Here is a 14,815-nt window from a genome sequence, read left to right as displayed (position 1 = left end):
GAATCTGAAATAGGTTTGAGTTAATTGAATTTGACTGATGTCGCCACCAAAGTCCATCCTGTTCCAAACCGAAATCTGTTGTCTGGGGCGTATTGTGACCAAACTGAACCTGATTGCTGGCGAATGGCTGGCTGGCGAAAGCGAAATCGAAAACCGTAACCCTTCGGACCTGACCGATCTTGTGGGCATGTTTACGCAGGCCAGTTCAGATCAACTGGACGCGACGCTGGATCAGGCCCGTGTGGCGCAGGCTGAATGGGCCGCCTACGGGATGGAGCGCAAACAGGCGGTGCTGATGAACATCGGCAACGAGCTGATGGAACGGGCCGAAGAGCTGGGCACATTGCTGTGCCGTGAAGAAGGCAAACCTCTGGCCGAGGGCAAGGGTGAAGTGTATCGCGCCGGGCAGTTCTTTACCTACTACGCTGCCGAATGCCTGCGCCAACTGGGTGAGAACGCTGACAGTGTCCGCCCGGGTGTCGAAGTTGACGTTCGACGAGAGGCCGTTGGCGTTGTGGCGATCATCAGCCCGTGGAACTTCCCGACGGCCACGGCATCTTGGAAAATTGCGCCTGCGCTGTGTTATGGCAACGCGGTTGTGTGGAAACCGGCCAACATCACGCCTGCCTCGGCTGTGGCTCTGACCGAGATCATCGAACGTCAGGATATTCCCAAGGGTCTGTTCAGCTTGGTGATGGGCTCGGGTCGTTCCATCGGTCAGCGCTTGGTGGAAAGCCCCAAGGTCAACGCGATTTCGTTTACGGGATCAGTTCCGGTGGGCAAGGGTATTGCCGCCGCCGCCATCCGGAATCTGACCAAGGTACAGATGGAGATGGGATCCAAGAACGCACTGGCGGTGATGGATGACGCCGATCTTGATCTGGCGGTGACGCTGGCTTTGGGGGGTGCCTTTGGCGGAACAGGTCAAAAATGTACGGCCTCTTCACGCCTGGTGGTTCATGCGGGCATTCACGACGCTTTTGTCGAAAAGCTGGTCGCAGGCACGCAGGCGATGAAAGTGGGTCATGCGCTGGAAGAGGGCGTGCAGATGGGCCCGGTCGTCAGCGAACAGCAGTTGCAGGAAAACTTGGCTTACGTTGACTTGGGCAAGTCCGAAGGCGCCGAGCTGGCTTGTGGCGGTACGCGTTTGGATATGCCGCATCAGGGGTTCTACATGTCCCCGGGCGTGTTCCTGAATTCCAGCAATGACATGCGCATCAACCGCGAAGAGATGTTTGCGCCGCTGACGTCCGTCATCAAAGTGGGCAGCTATGACGAGGCGCTGAGCGTCGTTAATGACACCAACTTTGGCCTGACATCGGGCATCGTGACCAAATCGCTGGCCCGCGCCACGCACTTCCGCCGCAATGCGCGCACTGGTGTTGTGACCGTGAACCTGCCGACAGCGGGCACCGACTATCACGTGCCGTTTGGTGGGCGCGGTGACAGCTCTTACGGCCCGCGCGAGCAGGGCAGGGCCGCAGCCGAGTTCTATACCACCGTCAAGACCGCCTACATAAGCGCTGGTCCTGTGTGATGGATGATTTTCCGGGCGTGCCGATCGCCGTGCCGCCCGGCACGACCTGACTGTTTTGATCTGCAAGGAAGACTGAAATGACTGCCTACCTGATCGACGGCCTGCAATATGTGAACTGGTCGGAAAAGATCTTTCGCCAATTGCGCGAAGGTGGCGTGGACGCCATCCACGTCACCATCTCGTACCACGAGAACTTTCGCGAAACGGTTCTGAATTTCGAAAAGTGGAACCGCTGGTTCGAGCAATACCCCGATCTGATCATGAAAGGCCAATGGGCCAGCGACATCGACAAAGCCCGCGAAACCGGACGCACGGCTGTCTTCTTCGGCTTCCAGAATCCAAGCCCAATCGAGGATGACATCGGCCTGGTGGAAATCCTGCATACGCTCGGCGCGCGCTTCATGCAGCTGACGTACAACAACCAATCGCTGCTCGCGACGGGCTGTTATGAGGATGAAGACCCCGGCATCACCCGGATGGGCAAGCAGGTCATCAAGGAAATGAACCGTGTGGGTCTGGTCGTGGACATGAGCCATTCGGCGGATCGCTCGACGATTCAAGCGGCGGAGATTTCCGAACGTCCTATCGCCATCACCCACGCCAATCCGCATGAATGGCAGCCCGCGCTTCGCAATAAGCGCGAAAGTGTCATTCGCGCTGTGACGGAAAACGGCGGGATGTTTGGGTTTTCGGTATACCCTCATCACCTGAGGGACAAATCGGACTGCACGCTCGAAAGCTTTTGCGAAATGATCGCGCGGACGGCTGAAAAGTACGGGGCCGAACATTTGGGGATCGGCACTGATCTGTGTCAGGATCAACCCGACAGTATCGTGGAATGGATGCGGGTTGGTCGGTGGACCAAGGAAATCGACTATGGCGAAGGATCGGCCAGCAATCCAGGGTTTCCCCCAATGCCAGGCTGGTTCGAAGACAACCGCCACTTTGGCAACATCCGGCAGGGGCTGCGCGCGACCGGCCTGAGCGCGGATGAAATCGACGGGATCATGGGCGGGAACTGGTACCGGTTTTTTGCCGAGAACTTTACACCACAAGGATAACGCTGATGGACACAACCGCGCAGACGACCATCCCCCGGCGGGACCCAGCGACAGTGATGCGCCTGTCGCGGCTGGGGTCGCTGCATCAATGCCGCCTGAGCTTCATGCGGCAACTGACCCGCCGTATGGCACAAGAAAACTGGAGCTTTGCGCGCCCGGTTTTTCGGGTCGATGACAATGGGGTGGGATGCGCGGTTTATTCTGCAAAGGGACCAGAGCGGACCTATTCGCTTGTGGCTTTTGCCCATGACCTGCCGCCCGAGATGCGCTCGGACCGGGTAATTGCCGAAGCCTGGGACGCGACTTTTGCGCTGTTTGATGGGATTCCGAGCGAAGACGATATCGAACGACTGTCGCAGAACGTTCCCCTTCAAGAAGCGGGCCGGGTGAGCGAGAGCGAATTGTCGTTGTCCCGCGCCAACCGCTCGGTGCGGTTGTGGGCGCATGTGGTGGATCGTCTGGCGGCTGGACTGCAGCCGGATTTCGAGCAGATCGACATGGTCGGCTATCTTATGCGGACCACAGCTGTTTACGGATCGGGTAAGTTTGGCGCGGCGGATCGCGAAAAGATCGCTGATCGACCCGAAGTTCAGGCCCCTTTTCAAGCTGAAATGCTGTCGGTGTTCCTGACCCGCACTTTTGTCCGCGATCTGGTTCAACACATGGCCCGTGCCAAGGGCGGCGATCATGCCGTGCCGTTGGACCCCAGCCTTGCAAGACGATTGGGGATTGGTAATTCGACCGGACTGGGCATGGCCCCTTTCATCGTCAACCATCCTGTTTTGTTCAATAATTGGATCATGGTGCGTGAAGAGGCCATTGCGCGCGTGCGGTCCGTGGCCGAGGCGACCGAAGATGATGTGCAACGATTTCGTAAGTTGCTGCGCCGAAGCGAGGTTTCGGTTGATCGTTGGCGGTCGGAACATCCGATCCAGGTCAAGAATCTGGCGGCTTTAAAGGACGATCTGTCGACGCTTACCGCTCATGTCGGGGCGGATGATCTGATCAACGATTACCCTTGGGATCGTTTGATGAACTGGGCTGCTGGTGCGTTAAGCGAAGAGGGACAGGAGTTGGTCGCCTCACTGATCCTGGAGCCTTATGCCAATCTTGTCGACGGGTTGACGTCCTGTATGTCTGACAGCAACGGTTCGGCTTTTGCCATCGACGGGTCGATGGATTTAGCAGACTTGCGGGGGCTGCTCGAAGAAAGCTTTGGGTGGGCATTGGATCTGGACTGGGACGCGCCCGAGAACTGCGCGCGCGCCTGGTATGTGTCCGAGGAAAAGCTGGAACCGCGCATGGGGGAACGTTTTGACGAACCCATTGCCGAATACGAGCAACCCCTTGCTCCGGCGCGGGATGCAGCATTGACCCATCGGGCACTGAATGGGCGACAAGGCACAGTGGTCGAATTCCTGCTTGACCATCCCGAACACCGCCACACGGTCCGGCGCGCTCAGATGAGCCGCGTGGCGCCGTATGGGGAAATCCGCGACAACACAATCAGCGCTCAGGTCCTGCCGATAGATATGCTTCGGGCCAAGCTGTCGTTCTTTGGGGCCACGCATTTTGACCCGCGCTCGGACCGTTGGGTGCGGATTTGCATGTACGCAGGCGCGCCATACCCCGAGGATCTGACGACCGAGACCGCAGATCTTTGGGTCTATCCGCAGGAGGGCACGGCATGAGCTATTCCCTGAATGAGGTCGAAGCGACCGCCAAACGCGCAACACGCGGAGCAGGATATGCATGGGGTTTGGCAGAAGATGCGGCAAAAGCCACGCGTTGGCTGTGTGCCCATGACATTGATGGCGTAGGACAGCTTGCACGGCTGTTGTCCAGTGAGAGCGAGACGCGATTGGCCCTTGCGGCAATCAACGGCGTTTGGGCCGCCAAGGGGGTTCTGTGCCCGTTTCGCACGGGCTGTCTGCTTTCGGACTGCGCGCATCTGCTGAATGAGCAGCCCATTGAAATGGTCCAAGTCGCTGCACCGGTTGTCTTGGTGCCCTTTGCTGCACTGGCCGCACGACGGCTGGAGGTTGTAGTTACGGTGGAGTGTGACGGAGATGTTGCTGTGACCGACGGTCAAATCCTCTCCATGCCATCGCAATGGTCCGAGATTGCAGAAACTGTAACGATCCAGATCAGCGGAACTTTACCTGCTTCATCGCCCCGCCAAACCCGCGCGAGACCAAACGCGGTTGATTGGGATACGCTCAACCGCTTTGCACACAAGACCTATGCGCCCGCCACCGAAGAATCCCGACTTCTGGGTGCCGGTGCCGGACTTTCCGACAACGACTGACAAAAGGCCGTATCATGATCGAGACACGTACGCTTACCCTCGCCGAAATTGAAGACCTGTCGTTCCGTGCCCTTGTGGCTGCGGGCACGTCCGAGGCCAACGCACGCCCTTTGGCTGTGGCCACTGCGGCAACTGAGGCTGACGGGGTGGCAAGCCATGGGTTGGCCTATATCCCGATCTATTGCGAGCATGTTCAGTGCGGCAAAGTGGACGGCGCAGCGACCCCAGTTATCTACAATCCAAAACCGGGCGTGGTGAATGTTGATGCGGCCACTGGTTTTGCCCATGCTGCAATCGACGCAGGTTTCGACGCATTGATCCCTGCCGCGCGTGAACAGGGCATCGCCGCGCTTGCCATCCGCAACAGCTATAACTGCGGGGTTCTGGGCTATCACACCTGGCGTCTGGCACAGGAAGGGCTTGTAGGGCTTGGGTTCACCAACGCGCCTGCATCCATCGCGCCATCAGGCGGATCAAAGCCGGTTGTTGGCACCAATCCGTTTTCGATAGCGGTTCCCGGAACTGACGGCCAGCCCGCGCTTCTTATCGACCAAAGCGCCAGCACCATCGCCAAAAGCGAGGTCATGAAACACGCGCGTGAAGGCAAAGCGATCCCCGTAGGTTGGGCGCTGGATGCAGAAGGCAACCCAACAACCGATCCCAACGTTGGCCTCAAGGGTTCAATGGCGCCGTCGGGGGGATACAAGGGCGTTGGTGTCGCGATTTTGACCGAGGTTTTAGCCGCCGCACTGACCGGCGCGACCCTTGGTGTGAATGCTTCGCCATTCTCGGGAACGGCGGGCGGACCGCCGAAAACGGGCCAGATGTTTATTGCAATCGACCCTCAGGCCACCGCGGGTGACGCTTTTGCGACCGGTATTGCCGGTCTCGTTCAAGTGATCAGGGACCAGTCCGGCGCACATTTGCCCGGTGATGGCCGCCGGTCCAAGCGGCTGGCCGCGCAGTCAAACGGTGTAGCGGTCAGTGTGGCGACCTTGGAGAAAATCGAAGCCATCTTGACCTAAGTCCAAGACCGCGACGTCCGGTTCGGAGCGTCGCAGTCAAAATAAATCTCTCAATCCGAACCAGGGACACGTGCGAACAGGGAGGAAACACATGTCAATCAAGCAACCCTTCACCGATCTGGAGATCAAGCGATCTTCGGGTGGGTTCTACGAGGGGCATAGCGTTGAAATCGCTTTGCTCAGTAAATCCATCATGGTCGCACTTGTGATCTGGGCCCTTGTCTGGCCTGCCAACGCCAATGGTGTACTTGGCAGTCTGAACGGTCGCCTTTTGGAAACTTTTAACGGGTTCTACATCGTGATTGTGGGCCTGTTTGCCTTTTTCCTGTTTGTGGTAGCGTTGTTGCCAGGAACCGGTAAGAAAATCATGGGCACACCGGGTGAAGCGCCCGAGTTCTCGAACTTTTCATGGTTTTCGATGATGTTTGGAGCCGGTCTGGGTGTGGGTCTGATGGTTTTCGCCACAGCCGAGCCTCTGGGCCTCTGGGGGTCAAACCCGGTCGTCATCGCGCAAGAGGTTGCGCCTAATTCCGAAGGCTCGTTGCAGTCGGGCTATCGTTACACATTCTTGCATTATGGTTTCCACGCTTGGTCAATCTACGTGGTGACAGGTCTGTCGCTGGCGTACTACGCCTATACCCGCAACATGCCGCTAACCATCCGCACCGCTTTGACGCCGTTGTTCGGCAAGATGATGAACGGCTTTCTGGGGCATGTGGTTGACGTCCTGGGCGTTGTGGCCACCATTCTTGGTGTGTCGGTAACCATCGGTTTTGGCGTCTCGCAGTTCATTGACGGGGTCTATGCGATCACCGGAATGGATTGGATGATGGATATGACAGGTGATGCGCCTGCACCGGGCACTGTTGGCCTGCTGGCAGGTCTTGTGGTCATCATGGGACTATCGATCATATCGGCTGTATCGGGTGTTGGCCGTGGGGTGAAATACCTGTCGAACCTGAACCTGGTTCTGTCGCTGATCCTGCTGTTCACCTTTGTTGTATTCGGATCGTTCGCGTTTGCGATGACCACTTATGCGACCGCATTTGTGGACTATGTGCTACATTTCATCTCGCTTAGCTTTGGTGCCTTTGGTCCGCAGTCGGCGGCTGAATTTGCGGCTGGTTTGCCAAATGAAGCAGCCCCGTTTGCCGACGCCTTGCGTGGTGGCGCAACCAATGCTTGGGGATCGTTTGCAGGGTTCAAATCCGGTCTGGAAGGCGACGCTGCTGCGCTGCCCGAAAATGTCCTGAACGCAGCCTACGCTGCTGGTGAACCCGCACGTCAGTTTGGCTGGCAGGCAGGTTGGACAACCTTCTACTGGGCCTGGTGGATTGCGTTCTCGCCCTTTGTTGGTCTGTTCCTGGCACGTATCTCCAAGGGTCGCACTGTGCGTGAGTTCATCATCGGTTGCGTGTTCGCACCGGCGATGGTTTGTTTTGCCTGGATGACCATCCTGGGCGGCACGGCCATTGATCTGGAACTGACCGGTGGCGCAGATGGCGCAATTGTCGGCGCGTCCAACACCGCCAAGCTGTTTGTGACACTTAGCCAGATGATCGACGGCGGGCTGCTGTCCGGTCTGACCATCATGTGTGTGGTTCTTATCATGACCTTCCTGGTTACTTCGGCAGACTCGGGCATCCTGGTGATGAACACGATCATGTCGGGTGGCGACCAAGAGGTTGGCAACAAGCACAAGATTGTATGGGGGCTGATCTTGACCGCTGTGATCGGCGCGTTGATCTTGGCGGCAGGCGAAAACAATCCGATGGATGCGTTGCGCAATGCCATGATCATTGGCGCGTTGCCATTCACCATGGTCATGGGGCTGATGTGCGTGGCTTTGGCCAAAGCGCTTTACCGTGACAGCCATCGTGAAAAAGCGGGCGTGGCAGAAGCCGCAGAATAAAATGAACGGGGCCGCTCAGCTAGGGCGGCCCTGACAACGTAAAAGCCGCAGGGGCGCATGCCCTTGCGGCTTTTAAGTGTCTGACAGGGTGTTCAGCGCATCAAGGCAGGCCCGCGCTTTGTCGTTTCGTTCTCCATTGCGGGTCAGGCGGGCATAGATCCCGACGTCGGTTGAAAACCAGTCAACGGGCAGCCCGACCAACGTTCCGCGTTCCAGATAGCCGCCGACAAATCCGCGCCAACCCAAAGCCAGCCCCGCGCCCGAGGCGGCCATTTCCAGCACGTAGACATAGTTGTCGTGGGCATCACATTCGGTCCAGTTCATGGCCTGCGGGTGCGCCGTTCTCCACTTGGCCCAGGTGGTCCAGCCAAGGTTCTTTTGCTGCAACTCCAACACGCCCGGCGGTTCGGCTTGCCCATCCAAGGCCGCGACCGCCTGAGCGATTACCTCGGGCGTGCCGACGGGTTTAACCTCTTCGCGACAGATCAACACGTGGTCGCGGTGGGGTGGGGTGCGGGCGTATTCAAAGACGATATCGGCACCGGTTTCGATGGCCGCGCCGATCAGGTGATATTCTGCCGTCAAAAACCGCAGTTCGACCCCTTGTCCCAAGGCGCGCCGCAGATCGCGGTAGCGCGGCATCAATAACAGATGCGACACCGCGTGCGAGCTGGCCAAGGTCACTTCTGGTGCTGTCCTGGACACTGTGTCTACTGCCTGTTGCAACCCATCCAGCGCCTGCAAGGTCGATGTATAGAAGCCCTCGCCTGCCGGGGTCAGACGGATGTCGTTCCCGTCACGATGGAACAACCGGATGCCAAAGCGGATTTCAAGGTTCCTGATATGTCGGCTGATCGCGGGTTGCGACGTGTTGAGTTCTTCGGCCGCGCGCGCAAACCCCCTGCGTCGGGCCACGGCTTCGAACGCGATCAGAGCAGGGGTCGAAGGGAGGGAGTATCGCCGGTTGGTCATATCAAAATTGATATTGATGGTGTTCGGTGAAAGCAATGGATTTGCCGAGTGCTTTGCGACAGCATCGAGGCAACTGAATGCAACAGCCCAAAGCAGCCCCTCATGAACCAATATCAAAAACCGTCCAAGTGGCGCGACACCAAGGTCAAACTGTTCCCCCAACAGGTTGGGTTTACTTGCCCGCCCCATGATTTCGACGCAGCGCCATCCGATTTCCTGCGCATGGCGCCGCGCAGCGTTGGGGTGCATGGGCGGATGCTGCATGTGCCGGACTATGAACATCGGTTGGATCAGCGAAGGAAGAACTTTGGTCTGCTTGAGGAGTTCATGGAATGCATGGCCAACAATGGTGCGGACGTCTGCGGGCAGGTGGGCTCGAACTGGGTGCATGCCAGCGGGTTGGGGGTCGAAGGCATCCGCCAGCATTGCGAGATGTTGTCGGATAAATACGAGACGCCGTTCCATATGGCCGGTTATGCCATGGTCGAGGCGCTGCGCGAGCTGAACGTGGAAAAGGTGGCGTTGAACGCCTGCTATCATCCCTCCAGCTGGTATCAGGGCACCGTGGGGTTCCTGCGCGAAGCGGGCTTTGACGTGGTCTGGGCCGGGAATTTCTATGATCAGGGCTGGTTCGCCTCGCAGGCAGAGGTTGATGACTGTATTTGGTGTTTTGACGAGGATCTGATCTGGAAATCGTTCGATTACACCGCCGAACAGGCGCCCGAGGTGGATGCCTATCTGATCAATGGCATGAGCAATTATCGCCGCGCCTCAGACGGGATTGCGCAACGCCCGGTGCACTATGACGCCGCCCTCGAAGAACGGTTGGGCAAGCCGATCGTCGGCAACGACATTGCACTCTACTGGCGGGTGTTCAAAACGCTGGGACTAGCCCCCGAAACACAACAAGGCCGCCTGTTGTCGTCGCTGAAAGGGTGATCATGCACAAGATTGTTGCCCTGTGGGCGGTGCCCCGGTCCACCTCGACCGCATTTGAATGGATGATGCGCCAGCGCGGGGATCTGGATTGCCTGCACGAACCCTTTGGCGAGGCTTGGTATCAGGGTGAAGACCCGCTTTGGCCGCGCTACAAAGAGGGGGAAAAGACCACGCCTGGTCTGACGCTCGAAACCGTGTGGGACGACATCCAGGCGCGGGCGGGCCAAAGCCCGGTGTTCATCAAGGATTTCCCTCATTACATCAACCACATGTGGGACGTCGAGTTCCTGTCGCATTTCACACATGCGTTCTTGATCCGCGATCCGGCCAAAACCATCACCTCGATGTTCAACAAATGGCCAGATTTTGATGAGCTGGAGGTCGGATTTCCCGAACAACGCGCGCTCTTTGACCTGATCTCCGCCCTGAACGGTACAGCGCCGCCGGTGATCGACAGCGACGACCTGCTCGAAGATCCTCACCGCTTGACGCGGATGTTTTGCGAGGCGGTGGATATTCCGTTCCTGCCCGATGCGTTGAGCTGGGAGCCCGGAGGTGATCCGTCAGCGCACAGCTGGTGGGATGGCGGCTCGTTCCATGCAAACTTGGCAAAGTCGACAGGGCTTACACCGCAGAAACGCAAATATGTGGATCTGGAGAATACACCCGAGCGGGTGCGGCGGGTGCATCGGCGGATGAAGCCGCACTATGATCGCCTCTATTCAAAACGACTGGGGATTTAGCGCGCAGGGCAGATCGCCCTGCGCGTCCGTATCAGGTCACGTGTAACCAGGTTCTCATGCCCGCGGCGGCGTGCGACAGCATATGGCAATGCAACAACCACTTGCCCGGCGTGTCGGCCCGGAACGCGATGGTGCGCGTTTCAGCGCGCGCCATCAACAGCGTGTCGCGCAAAGGGCCAAAGCTGCCGTCGTCCAGAACCTCTTGGAAATGCTGCCCGTGCAGGTGCATGGCGTGGGCAAAGGCGGTGTCGTTGACCATCTCAATCATCAATGTTTCACCCGTGCTTGCCGAAAGCAGCGGGTCGTCCGGCATGCCGACCACGCCGTTGAAGGCCCAAGCCTGACCCAGTTGCACCATCTCCTGAATGCTCAGGTGTTGCCCCTTGAAAGTGGCGTCGCGTAGGCCACCCATGGCGCCTCCCTCCATCCTGAGCGGAACCTTGCGGGCATCCGTGACCGAGGCCAACCGGTGGTGCGGATTGTCAGGCAGGGCGGGGATGATTCCGCGCCGCGTGTTTGAACCGGACACAGAAAATTCCGCAATCGCAAAAACGCCGTCGCGCTCATGGCTGGCGATCAGGGCGTCTTCGCCCTCATCCGCGGTGACATCGACAATCAGATCGACCCGCTGTGCCGGTCCCAGGAACAGGCGCTCGGGCTTTTGGGGTTTCAGAAGAGGCATCCCGTCAAAGGCGACGATCTTGCCCTCAAGTCCGATCAGGCTGATCTCCATGATCCGATCGGTGGCGACGTTGATCAGGCGCAACCGTAGGCGGGCGTTTCTCGCAACACTGGTTACTTGCGGTGAGGTCACGGCGTGAATGAAGTTTCCCAAACGTCCTGCGTGGGTCCAGTCATGCGGCCGGTCGAAGTCGTCAGAAATCGCGCCCTCTTGCGTCAATCGCCAGTCATCCAGAACCACAGTCAGGTCATGATCTACGTCCGGCGGCTCGGTTTCGTCCACAATCAAGACACCATAGAGCCCGCGAGCCACTTGTTCGCTCGATTGATGATGCGAGTGATACCAAAATGTTCCCGCATCAGGTGGGGTGAAAGTGTAGGTGAAATCGCCCCCGGTTTGGACTGCATCCTGTGTCATGCCGGGGACACCATCCATGACATTTGGCACCCGCACCCCGTGCCAATGTACGGATGTGGGGGTGGGCAATTGGTTGAGCAATTTGCGGGTCATCCGCTGCCCTTGGGGCAGTCGGATGAGGGGGCCGGGTACCTGACCGTCAAACCCCCAGATGGGGGTTTCGGGATACTCATCTGGCAGCAACCGGATTTGCCCTAACCGAGCGGTCAAAGTGGGGACTGAGGCGTTCGCACCTACAGGTAGCAGCGCCGCCATAGCACTCGACGTCAAAAAACCACGTCGTGTGAAGCCGTTTGGGGTATGTTCTGTCATGTTCCAGCCCCCTTGCTGTGGGTGGCAAAAGACAAGGCGTTTGCGGGCGCAAAAGGTGCGCCCTTTGTTAATCTAGCAGGTTGCATCGGGTTTTCTCGTTTACATTTGCGTTTGCACGCCAAGAGGCGCGGATAGCTCGGTCACGAGAACAGGCGAGGAGGCGGCGGATCACATTCTGGCGGGATGTCGTTCAACACAGCGCGAGAGATTGCCCACACAATCACTTGAGGTGGTGAGATGCCGGTTTGGTGCGAGTGCACAGCCGAAACATCCCCGCCACAGACGTGTCTCTTGCAGCATGCGTCGCTGCCCACCGTTTGGCACAGAACATCAGTGGGGCAATGTATGTCGGGCTCGGCGATGCCTTCAGAAGTCGCAAGTGACACCCAAAAGAAAAGCCCCAAAGCTAGCGCGCAGGTCAAACCCAACAAGACAGGCAGTGGCTTGTTCCACTTTGGGGGGCGCTCATTGGTGCTCTCGATTTCATCCTGCACGCACAGTCTGTCCTGAACCGAATTTGGTCAAGGGCGCCCATGAGTGGCACAACCGCCTTTGCGCGTGACGTGGGGTCGTACGGTTCGTTTCGCCATGATCCCCATTGACGTGCCGTCCAGCGCGTCAAACCATGACTGGGCATTCACCCGGAGGAGACACGAGATGCCCGAATTTTCCACCCTGCGAATTGACCATGATCCGGATGAGCCACGCATCGCACGCCTGCTGTTGAACCGCCCCGAGCGATTGAACGCGATTTGTGATGAAACGCCAGCCGAAATACGCGCCGCCGTGGAATGGGCCGAGGCCAGTGACCAGGTGCATGTCATTGTGATCGAGGGCGCAGGTAAGGGGTTCTGCGGAGGCTACGATCTGGCCGCTTATGCCGAACAGGACATCGACCACCCGTGTCAGCAGGAAAGCTATCCCTGGGATCCGATCGCCGATTATGCGGTGATGAAGAAAAACACCGAAGACTTCATGACGCTGTGGAAATGCCGCAAACCCACCATTGCCAAGGTGCATGGTGCGGCAGCGGCAGGTGGCAGCGATATCGCCTTGTGCTGTGACATGCTGTTGATGGCCGATGATGCGCGTATCGGCTACATGCCCACGCGCGTTTGGGGCTGTCCAACGACGGCGATGTGGACCTACCGCCTGGGCTCGGCGCGGGCGAAAGAGATGATGTTCACTGGCAACCTGATCAATGGCAAACAAGCGGCCGAATGGGGGCTGGCTAACTATTCGGTGCCTGTCGATCAGCTAGAGACTGAGACCATGAAACTTGCCCGCCGGATCGCTGGTGTCCCGACTGGTCATTTGGCGATGCACAAGATGGTCGTGAACCAGGTCATGCTCACCATGGGGTTGGAACAAACGCAGATGATGGCAACCGTGTTTGACGGTATCGCGCGCCACAATCCCGAAGGTCTGTGGTTCCGCCGCTACGCCCAGGCCGAGGGGTTCAAGGCCGCCGTGGAATGGCGTGACAGTGGCCGTCCGATTCCCGAAGGCGACGAGGCGCGCACGCTGATCCGTGAAATGGAAGCCCGGGCAAAGGCGTCGGATTAAACAGTTTGACAGACACACAGGGACTGCGGGGAAATTTCAGGTTTTGTCTTCAATTTTGAGGATTCCGCACCTGACCATCCCCGCGGTCTCTCAATGAGCCTTGACAAGCCGCGGGCGCGGGTGAAACCCTGTTTGTATCGGGAGAGAAAAAAGTTCTTATATTTTGACCTGTTGCAGTGCGCTCACACGAAATTGTGGGCTTATGCAATCGGATCGGAAGTCTTTAAGGGACCCTCCCGACCACAAAAAGAAACTTGGGAGTTCTTAAATGAAACGTTACAGCAAGCTGAGCCTGACTGCTCTTGCGGCGAGTGCAATGATGGCTCCGGCAGCCTTCGCCGAAGAGTTCATCACCATCGGCACCGGCGGCGTGACCGGCGTGTACTATCCGACTGGCGGCGCGATCTGCCGTCTGGTGAACAAGGGCCGAAAAGAGCACGGCGTGCGCTGCTCGGTCGAATCCACCGGTGGTTCGGTCTACAACATCAACACCATCCGCGAAGGCGAGCTGGAATTTGGTGTGGCACAGTCCGATTGGCAGTTCCACGCCTATAACGGCAGCTCGAAATTCCAGGACGCGGGCAAGTTCGAAGACCTGCGCGCCGTCTTCTCGGTCCACCCTGAGCCCTTCACCGTTGTTGCTCGTGCAGATTCTGGCATCGCCAACTTTGACGACCTCAAAGGCAAGCGCGTGAACATCGGCAACCCCGGTTCCGGCCAACGCGGCACCATGGAAGTGGTGATGGGCGCCAAAGAGTGGACCATGAAAGATTTCGCTCTGGCCACCGAGCTGAAAGCGGCAGAGCAGTCCGCAGCTCTATGTGACAACCAGATCGACGCGATGGTTTACACAGTTGGTCACCCGTCTGGTTCGATCCAGGAAGCGACCACTGCTTGTGATTCAGTTCTGGTGAACGTTGATGGTGCGGGCGTCGACCGTCTGGTTGACGAAAACTCGTTCTATCGCAAGGCCACCATCGTGGGCGGCACCTATCGCGGCAACCCCGATGACACCCATACCTTTGGTGTGGGCGCGACGCTCGTGACCTCGGCCAACGTGTCGGACGACGCGGTTTATGCGCTGGTATCTGGCGTGTTTGAGAACTTTGATGCCTTCAAAAAGCTGCACCCGGCGTTCGGCAACCTGAAGCCTGAAGAGATGATCAAGGACGGCCTGTCCGCTCCGCTGCACCCCGGTGCTGCGAAGTACTACAAAGAAAAAGGCTGGATGGAATAATCCACCAAGTCTAAGGAGCGAGGCGCCATTGAGCGCCTCGTTTCATACCCGGGGCAACCGGGTCAAAAAAGAAACTGCCCGGTCAGGTCGTTCTGACACGAGGT

12 protein-coding genes are annotated in these 14,815 nt (G+C 58.2%); 10 read left to right on the top strand and 2 right to left on the bottom strand.

Going from position 1 to position 14,815, the window contains the following annotated elements; all coding sequences use genetic code 11:
* Positions 1–37 precede the first annotated feature (37 nt).
* The 6 genes from G6R15_RS07070 (at position 38) to G6R15_RS07045 (ending at position 7,843) form a co-directional block, all read left to right on the top strand.
* Entirely contained in the window at positions 38–1,537 is a 1,500-nt protein-coding gene (locus tag G6R15_RS07070) for an aldehyde dehydrogenase family protein (protein ID WP_240336677.1), read from the top strand.
* 77 nt (positions 1,538–1,614) lie between these two features.
* A complete protein-coding gene (locus G6R15_RS07065) occupies positions 1,615–2,598 on the top strand; it encodes a membrane dipeptidase (protein WP_164659077.1) in 984 nt (327 codons plus the stop codon).
* A 5-nt stretch (positions 2,599–2,603) separates the two neighbouring features.
* A complete protein-coding gene (locus G6R15_RS07060; RefSeq protein WP_164659076.1) occupies positions 2,604–4,289 on the top strand; it encodes a hypothetical protein in 1,686 nt (561 codons plus the stop codon).
* Positions 4,286–4,906, top strand: coding sequence for a DUF3726 domain-containing protein (locus tag G6R15_RS07055; RefSeq protein WP_164659075.1), 621 nt, complete (start codon positions 4,286–4,288; stop codon positions 4,904–4,906). The genes G6R15_RS07060 and G6R15_RS07055 overlap by 4 nt, the downstream gene beginning before the upstream one ends.
* 14 nt (positions 4,907–4,920) lie before the next feature.
* On the top strand, positions 4,921–5,931 hold the full coding sequence (locus G6R15_RS07050) for an Ldh family oxidoreductase (protein ID WP_164659074.1): 1,011 nt from the start codon (positions 4,921–4,923) through the stop codon (positions 5,929–5,931).
* 91 nt (positions 5,932–6,022) lie between these two features.
* Positions 6,023–7,843 carry a BCCT family transporter gene (locus tag G6R15_RS07045; RefSeq protein ID WP_164659073.1) on the top strand — a complete coding sequence of 607 codons (1,821 nt, stop codon included), beginning with the start codon at positions 6,023–6,025 and terminating at the stop codon, positions 7,841–7,843.
* 72 nt (positions 7,844–7,915) lie between these two features.
* Here the strand turns inward: G6R15_RS07045 and G6R15_RS23005 are convergent, their stop codons facing one another.
* Positions 7,916–8,815, bottom strand: coding sequence for a LysR family transcriptional regulator (locus tag G6R15_RS23005; protein ID WP_164659072.1), 900 nt, complete (start codon positions 8,813–8,815; stop codon positions 7,916–7,918).
* A gap of 102 nt (positions 8,816–8,917) precedes the next feature.
* Here G6R15_RS23005 and G6R15_RS07035 point away from each other — a divergent pair, with 102 nt between their 5' ends.
* Complete coding sequence (locus tag G6R15_RS07035) at positions 8,918–9,754, top strand: hypothetical protein (protein WP_164659071.1); 837 nt, start codon at positions 8,918–8,920, stop codon at positions 9,752–9,754.
* Between the two features lie 2 nt (positions 9,755–9,756).
* The gene (locus G6R15_RS07030; RefSeq protein ID WP_164659070.1) at positions 9,757–10,497 is read left to right on the top strand and encodes a sulfotransferase family protein; all 741 of its coding nucleotides are present in this window, start codon (positions 9,757–9,759) and stop codon (positions 10,495–10,497) included.
* 31 nt (positions 10,498–10,528) lie between these two features.
* Here G6R15_RS07030 and G6R15_RS07025 read toward each other — a convergent pair whose 3' ends face one another.
* Complete coding sequence (locus tag G6R15_RS07025; RefSeq protein WP_164659069.1) at positions 10,529–11,908, bottom strand: multicopper oxidase family protein; 1,380 nt, start codon at positions 11,906–11,908, stop codon at positions 10,529–10,531.
* Between the two features lie 657 nt (positions 11,909–12,565).
* Between G6R15_RS07025 and G6R15_RS07020 the strand changes: the two genes are divergently transcribed.
* Both G6R15_RS07020 and G6R15_RS07015 read left to right on the top strand, forming a co-directional pair.
* Positions 12,566–13,474 carry a crotonase/enoyl-CoA hydratase family protein gene (locus tag G6R15_RS07020; RefSeq protein WP_164659068.1) on the top strand — a complete coding sequence of 303 codons (909 nt, stop codon included), beginning with the start codon at positions 12,566–12,568 and terminating at the stop codon, positions 13,472–13,474.
* A gap of 268 nt (positions 13,475–13,742) precedes the next feature.
* A complete protein-coding gene (locus G6R15_RS07015; RefSeq protein ID WP_164659067.1) occupies positions 13,743–14,711 on the top strand; it encodes a TAXI family TRAP transporter solute-binding subunit in 969 nt (322 codons plus the stop codon).
* Positions 14,712–14,815 lie beyond the last annotated feature (104 nt).

Origin of the sequence: Tropicibacter sp. Alg240-R139 (assembly GCF_900537075.1) — a bacterium.
In the GTDB taxonomy this organism is placed as follows: domain Bacteria; phylum Pseudomonadota; class Alphaproteobacteria; order Rhodobacterales; family Rhodobacteraceae; genus Falsiruegeria.
Note: the sequence above shows the minus strand (reverse complement) of the source record. Positions and strands in the feature narration are given on the sequence as shown.

Coding starts and splice junctions, on each gene's coding strand:
- G6R15_RS07070 (WP_240336677.1), top strand. CDS start 38: ATGTCGCCACCAAAGTCCATCCTGTTCCAAACCGAAATCTGTTGTCTG.
- G6R15_RS07065 (WP_164659077.1), top strand. CDS start 1,615: ATGACTGCCTACCTGATCGACGGCCTGCAATATGTGAACTGGTCGGAA.
- G6R15_RS07060 (WP_164659076.1), top strand. CDS start 2,604: ATGGACACAACCGCGCAGACGACCATCCCCCGGCGGGACCCAGCGACA.
- G6R15_RS07055 (WP_164659075.1), top strand. CDS start 4,286: ATGAGCTATTCCCTGAATGAGGTCGAAGCGACCGCCAAACGCGCAACA.
- G6R15_RS07050 (WP_164659074.1), top strand. CDS start 4,921: ATGATCGAGACACGTACGCTTACCCTCGCCGAAATTGAAGACCTGTCG.
- G6R15_RS07045 (WP_164659073.1), top strand. CDS start 6,023: ATGTCAATCAAGCAACCCTTCACCGATCTGGAGATCAAGCGATCTTCG.
- G6R15_RS23005 (WP_164659072.1), bottom strand. CDS start 8,815: ATGACCAACCGGCGATACTCCCTCCCTTCGACCCCTGCTCTGATCGCG.
- G6R15_RS07035 (WP_164659071.1), top strand. CDS start 8,918: ATGAACCAATATCAAAAACCGTCCAAGTGGCGCGACACCAAGGTCAAA.
- G6R15_RS07030 (WP_164659070.1), top strand. CDS start 9,757: ATGCACAAGATTGTTGCCCTGTGGGCGGTGCCCCGGTCCACCTCGACC.
- G6R15_RS07025 (WP_164659069.1), bottom strand. CDS start 11,908: ATGACAGAACATACCCCAAACGGCTTCACACGACGTGGTTTTTTGACG.
- G6R15_RS07020 (WP_164659068.1), top strand. CDS start 12,566: ATGCCCGAATTTTCCACCCTGCGAATTGACCATGATCCGGATGAGCCA.
- G6R15_RS07015 (WP_164659067.1), top strand. CDS start 13,743: ATGAAACGTTACAGCAAGCTGAGCCTGACTGCTCTTGCGGCGAGTGCA.